Origin of the sequence: Rhizobium altiplani, from assembly GCF_001542405.1 — a bacterium.
In the GTDB taxonomy this organism is placed as follows: domain Bacteria; phylum Pseudomonadota; class Alphaproteobacteria; order Rhizobiales; family Rhizobiaceae; genus Rhizobium; species Rhizobium altiplani.
Genome location: NZ_LNCD01000040.1, coordinates 1 through 5,537 on the forward strand (window position 1 = coordinate 1; position 5,537 = coordinate 5,537).

Annotated in this window: 6 protein-coding genes and 1 pseudogene; all 7 read left to right on the plus strand. The window is 59.4% G+C overall.

Features of this window, described 5'->3' with window-relative positions:
* Nucleotides 1–33 precede the first annotated feature (33 nt).
* A complete protein-coding gene (gene tnpB / locus AS026_RS08475; RefSeq protein ID WP_062369358.1) occupies nucleotides 34–381 on the plus strand; it encodes an IS66 family insertion sequence element accessory protein TnpB in 348 nt (115 codons plus the stop codon).
* Between the two features lie 72 nt (nucleotides 382–453).
* Nucleotides 454–2,018 (plus strand): annotated as a pseudogene (gene tnpC, locus AS026_RS08480) (IS66 family transposase).
* A complete protein-coding gene (locus tag AS026_RS43150) occupies nucleotides 2,018–2,323 on the plus strand; it encodes a hypothetical protein (RefSeq protein ID WP_062369359.1) in 306 nt (101 codons plus the stop codon). Before tnpC ends, AS026_RS43150 begins: the two are co-directional and overlap by 1 nt.
* Before the next feature lie 53 nt (nucleotides 2,324–2,376).
* Entirely contained in the window at nucleotides 2,377–2,718 is a 342-nt protein-coding gene (gene tnpA, locus AS026_RS08490) for an IS66-like element accessory protein TnpA (protein ID WP_040679047.1), read from the plus strand.
* A gap of 207 nt (nucleotides 2,719–2,925) precedes the next feature.
* A complete protein-coding gene (locus tag AS026_RS08495) occupies nucleotides 2,926–4,155 on the plus strand; it encodes a tyrosine-type recombinase/integrase (RefSeq protein WP_028749684.1) in 1,230 nt (409 codons plus the stop codon).
* Nucleotides 4,149–5,063, plus strand: a complete 915-nt coding sequence (locus AS026_RS08500; RefSeq protein WP_028749685.1) for a tyrosine-type recombinase/integrase — start codon at nucleotides 4,149–4,151, stop codon at nucleotides 5,061–5,063. Before AS026_RS08495 ends, AS026_RS08500 begins: the two co-directional genes overlap by 7 nt.
* On the plus strand, nucleotides 5,060–5,537 hold a 478-nt coding region (locus AS026_RS08505), incomplete at its 3' end, for a tyrosine-type recombinase/integrase (protein WP_160330092.1). The genes AS026_RS08500 and AS026_RS08505, both read left to right, overlap by 4 nt.

Genomic DNA, 5,537 nt, shown 5'->3' on the forward strand with positions numbered 1-5,537 from the left:
GCTGTCATCGTTGATCGCGTGTGTTGAGGCTGCATGATCGGGCCGACAGGAAATGTGCGGGTCTACTTGGCTTGCGGGGTGACCGATATGCGGCGCGGTATCGATGGTCTGTCCGCTATGGTCGAGGCGGTGATCAAGGAAGCGCCGGGTTCCGGAGCGATCTTCGGCTTCCGTGGAAAGCGCGCCGACCGGATCAAGCTTCTATGGTGGGATGGCGAGGGGTTCTGCCTATTCTACAAGATTCTCGAGCGCGGATACTTTCCTTGGCCGACGGCGAAAGATGGCGTTGCGCATCTGACGCAGGCGCAGTTGTCGATGCTTGTTGAAGGGATTGACTGGCGCCGACCAGCGTGGACTTCCGCCCCTGGCCGCACGGGTTAAAAGCTATATTTTACAGGGACATCCGGGGCAAAACGCTAGTGCTTTCGCTGCAAATCGGCTATGTTTTTGGGCATGAAAGCACCGCCGCTGGACAGTCAGGACGAGCTATTGGCATTGCGCGCGCTCGTCGCTGAACAGGCGGCGAAGCTTGAGAGCCAAGTAGCCGAAGTCAGCAAACGAGACTCCATTATCGGGCTTCTGCGTGCGCAGCTGGAACTGCTCCGCCATCGGCAGCATGGCGCTTCTTCGGAAAAGATCGATCGGAAGATTGAGCAATTCGAACTGATGCTGGAGGAGATCGAAGCCTCTCGCGCCGAGGCTGATGCTCGTTCCGGAAAAGGCCTGTTGCCAGATCTGGACGATGCCCCCGACAAGCCGAAACGCAGACCTCTGCCGGATGGCCTTCCAACTGAAGAGCGGGTGTATGCAGCGCCCTGCAGTTGCCCGACTTGTGGTGGCATGTCCTTCCTGAAGGCGGCCGACAAGGTGGTCCAGGTGATGGAGCATGTGCCGGCTTCTGTGAAGATCGTCCGGCATATCGAGAAGCGCATGGTCTGTAGGGACTGCGATACAATGGTATCGGGTGAGATGCCGAGCTTGCCGATCGAGCGAGGCAAACCTGGACCAGGACTGCTCGCACACATCATGGTCGCCAAATTTGACGATCATATCCCGCTCTACCATTTGTCCGAGATGTACGACCGGCTGGGGATAGACATCTCCCGGTCTGTCATGGCGGACTGGGTTGGCCGTGTGTCCGTTCTGCTCTCGCCCCTCATCTCGCTGATCAGAGCCCATCTCGCGGCCATCGATCGAATACACACGGACGACACGCCGGTCGATGTTCTCGACCCAGGACGAGGAAAGACGAAGACCGGCAGGGTCTGGGTCTATGTCTTCGATGGCAGCGGCTGCCAGGATCCCACGCCCGGAGCGATCGCCTATTACTATAGCCCCGACCGAAAGGGCGTGCATCCGGCTGAACACCTCGCTCACTTCAACGGCGTAATGCATGCGGACGGGTATGCTGGCTATAGCAAGCTTTACGGCAACCAGATCATCGAAGCTGCCTGCATGGCGCATGTGCGCCGCAAGTTCCATGATGTGATCAAGCTCAAGCCATCTTCGATCGCCGACGAGGCTCTGTCGCGCATCGGTGCCCTCTACGATATCGAGGATCGTATCCGCGGCATGTCGGCTGACGAGAGGCGAACACTGCGCCAGCAACACGCCAGACCATTCTGGCGGACCTCAAGGCCTGGATTGAAACGGCGCTTTCGACGCTGCCGCAGAAACAGAAGCTTGCCGAAGCGATGCGATACGCTCTCTCGCGATGGGCAGCATTGAGCGTCTACATTGACGATGGCCGTGTCGAAATCGATAACAACATAGCTGAGCGCGCTATGAGGCCACTCGGAATTGGAAGAAAAAATTGGCTCTTTGCTGGATCAGACAAGGGCGGCGAGCGCATCGCCACTATCCTGACCATCATCGAGACAGCTAAACTCCATGGCCACAATCCAGAGACCTATCTGACAGACGTCCTGACCAGGATCCAGAGCCATCCGAAGGATCGACTTGAGGAACTGCTCCCGTGGCAGTGGACTCCGGCAAAAGACCGGTACGAGGCTGCGTGATGGCACGCTCAAGGATCATCTATACCCTCAAAGAGGTCGCTGAGATGATCGGCGAGAACCTCGAGTTGATCGAAGAGGTGACCGCCAACTCGGATAATATCAGCGAAGGCGAATTGCTTTATGTCCGCGACGGCAGCGAATTCGGCACAAAGGGCCTGACCGAGAACGGCGTGGACGAACTCCAAAATCTCCTCGCCGACATACGGACATGGGATGGTGGAATCCGCCAGTTTCTCGTCGATGAACAATGCGATCCGGATGTGGTCGAACGCGTTATGGCAGACGAGATGAAACGCGGCCTATAATATCGGCCTCTCGACCAAGCGAAAATGCCTTCGCCGGACGCTTACCATTGAGCATGGGACATGCAGTTTTGCTGACGGGGCCGGAGCGGCGTCGGCGATGGTCGTTGGAAGATCGTGCGCAGATTCTGGCCGAGGCTTTCGCGCCAGGCGCGGTGGTTTGCGACGTCGCACGCCGTTTCGATGTTGCGACTGGGCTGATCTATACTTGGCGACGGCAAGCTTTGGCGCAGGAAGCCGGTCCGGCGTTCGTCCCGGCCAAGCTCGTTGACGTTGCGAGCAATGGTGGTGCGGCCGAGCCGGCCATGTGCGTGGACTTCCCGAGTGGCGTGAAGGTGAGGATTGGCGCAGCAGCGCCATGCGACCTGGCAGCCGCGATCATGCGAGCGCTCAAATGATCCCGATCAGTTCCGGGGTGCGGGTGTGGATCGCAAGCGGTCACTGCGACATGCGCAATTATGCGGCGACCATGATTATGCGAAGTTGTCATTGCCGGTCTATGGATTATGGCGTCTTCACAGATGCTTAGATAGATCGAGCACGCGCAATCGCTCCACATAACTATGCTCCCTCACGATGAGGTTCACGTTGTGAGGAGAGCACAGATGGATGCCAATAATCGTAATCACAGGTTCCTCGATCCAGGATCGTTGTCGTCATGGATCGAACGGTTCGCGGCCGAGCTTGCCGCTCAGAGATATACGCCGCTGACCATTGAGGGCTACACGTCCTCAGCTCGTCATTTCGCGGCTTGGCTTGGTAGCGCCGGTATCTCGATCGACGTCATTGATGACGATGTCGTTCGTCGCTTTGCCGAACATCGGTGTCGATGTCCTGGTGGGCGGCAGTGGCTGCGTATCTCACCAAAATATTCGCGCCGCGCCGGGAGGTTCGTTGTTTTCCTGCAAAAAGCCGGTATCGCACGTCCACCCTTGAAGGTCACGTCGCCATATCCCCTGCTTGTCGACTATCAGAGCTGGTTGCGCGTCCACCGGGGACTGTCGGAACGCACGATCGTCCGTCACCTTCGCGACCTGCATAAGCTGTTACCGGAGCTCGGTACGGCGACTCTCGACTATGATGCCGCCCGGGTCCGTAACGTTGTCCGCGAGTGGCGCGAGCGAACCGGCCCGGCCAACCTGAGGACCATAACGAGCGCCTTGCGCAGCTATCTTCGCTTCCTCGCGGGTGTCGGCTTGTGCCGCCCCAACCTCGATCACGCCATTCCGCCGGTCCTGCAATGGCGCCTTTCGTCGTTACCGCGGTATCTTGCAGCCGCCGATGTCGAGCGCGTCATTGCATCCTGTGATCAACTTACCAGAGGGCGTTTGCGGGACCGTGCAATCCTGCTCCTACTGGCTCGCCTGGGGCTGCGGGCCGGGGATGTGGCCGGACTCAGGCTCAGCGATATCGAATGGACGTCTGGTATGCTGCGCTTGAGTGGCAAAGCGCGCCGTCAAGTTCGGCTGCCGTTGCCGCAGGACGTCGGTGATGCACTTCTCGCGTACATCGAGCAGGAACGGCCGCGCGTGCATCAAGAGGCAGTCTTTCTCACAATGATTGCACCCTACCAGTCATTTGCACAGTCCAGCCATATCTCTACGATCGTAGCACTGGCGCTAAAGCGTGCGGGCATTTCCGATCCCCCATCGACCGGAGCGTGCCTGCTGCGCCACTCTGCGGCAACCACCATGCTACGCTCGGGGGCCACACTCGAAGCTGTTGGCACGGTGCTACGTCACCGCTCGCTCGATATGACCGCACATTACGCCAAGGTCGATGTAGCGATGCTGGAGCAGATTGCTCAGCCCTGGCCGGGAGAGCTGCCATGCTGAGTCAGCTCCTCGCCGATCATGCGGCGCTGCACCAAGCCCTGGGATTCAAGTTTCGGACCCCGGGCATTCTTCTGCGCAATTTCGTCTCCTTTGCCGAGCATCGCGGTGAGCATGTCATAACGACGGCAACCGTGCACGAGTGGGCGCTACAGGCGCCTTCACCCGAACAACGTCGGAACCGCCTATTGGCGGTACGTCGCTTCGCGCTCTCGCTGCATGCCGAAGATCCCCGCCATGAAGTTCCCTCCGCTGATCTTTTTGGCCGCGCCAGTCGCAAGCGCCGCACGCCCTATATCTATAGTCCCGGGGAGATCCGACGGCTGATCGACGCCGCTCAGCGACTTGGCCCCGACGGTTCAATCCGATCGCTCACCTACGCCACGATGTTCGGGCTGATTGCCGCGACCGGCATGCGTGCTTCGGAGGCGATCGCCATTCGATTGCCGGACGTGACCAACGACGGGCTGATCATTGCCCAGACCAAGTTCAAGAAGAGCCGGTTGGTGCCGCTCCACCCGACGACCCGACGCGCCTTGGACCGATATCTCGCAACCCGCCTGAAGGCAGCAAGTCAGAGCGACGCGCTTTTCATTTCGCATCAGGGAACGCCGCTCGCTTATCCGACAGTAATTACGGTCTTCCTGCAGATCAGTCGATCGATCGGCTTGCGAGGCGCTCCAGGATCGCGAGGGCCGCGGATCCACGATCTTCGCCACACGTTCGCCGTTCGCTCTCTCGAACGCTGTGCGCACGATTCCCAGGCGGTGGCGCGGCATATCACCGCCCTCAGCACCTATTTGGGGCACGCCCATGTGACCGATACTTACTGGTATCTTCAGGCAACGCACGAGTTGATGGCGCATATGTCTGCAGCCGGCGAGACATTGCATCGAGGAGTGACGGCATGACCCAGCTTGCCCAGCACCTCACCGCGTTCCTGCGCGAACATCTTCCCCGGGAACGACGCGCAAGCGTTCACACTTGCGATGCCTATGCCTATAGCTTCCAGCTGCTGGTGACGTTCGCCGCGCGACGGTTGAGCAAGCGACCTTGTCTGCTGCAGATCGAAGATATCGACGTACCGATGATCCTCGCCTTTCTCGAACACATCGAAGAGACGCGTGGCAACAAGGCCCGTTCGCGCAACGCCAGGCTGGCTGCCGTGAAGTCCTTCTTCCGCTATCTCGAGCATCGCGTACCCGCAGTGCTGGATCAGGCCCTTCGGGTTCACGCCATTCCGATGAAGAAGATTGACGAGGCCCTCGTGGCTTCGCTTTCGCGTACCGAAGTGCAAGCGCTGCTCAATGCACCGGATCGGCGGACATTATCAGGCATTCGCGATCGAGCCATGCTGCATCTGGCTTTCGCCGGCGGGCTGCGCG